Here is a 355-nt window from a genome sequence, read left to right on the forward strand (position 1 = left end):
CCAAGAAATCCGTCGCGCTGTCGGGCGTGACCGCCGGCAACACCGCGCTGTGCACCGTCGGCCGCACCGGCAACGACCTGCACTACCGCGGCTACGACATCCTCGATATCGCCGAGACCTGCGAGTTCGAGGAAATCGCCCACCTGCTGGTGCACGGCAAGCTGCCGACCAAGTCCGAGCTGGCCGCCTACAAGGCCAAGCTCAAGTCGCTGCGCGGCCTGCCCGCCAATGTCAAGGCGGCGCTGGAATGGGTGCCGGCCAGCGCGCACCCGATGGACGTGATGCGCACCGGCGTGTCGGTGCTGGGCACGGTGCTGCCGGAGAAGGAAGACCACAACACCCCGGGCGCGCGCGA

Annotated in this window: 1 protein-coding gene; it reads left to right on the forward strand. The window is 68.7% G+C overall.

Annotated features, from left to right (window positions below):
- On the forward strand, positions 1-355 hold a 355-nt coding region (locus MKD38_RS30960), incomplete at both ends, for a citrate/2-methylcitrate synthase (RefSeq protein ID WP_305882544.1).

Source organism: Cupriavidus sp. WGlv3 (assembly GCF_023952475.1).
GTDB classification, from domain to species: Bacteria; Pseudomonadota; Gammaproteobacteria; order Burkholderiales; family Burkholderiaceae; genus Cupriavidus; species Cupriavidus phytorum.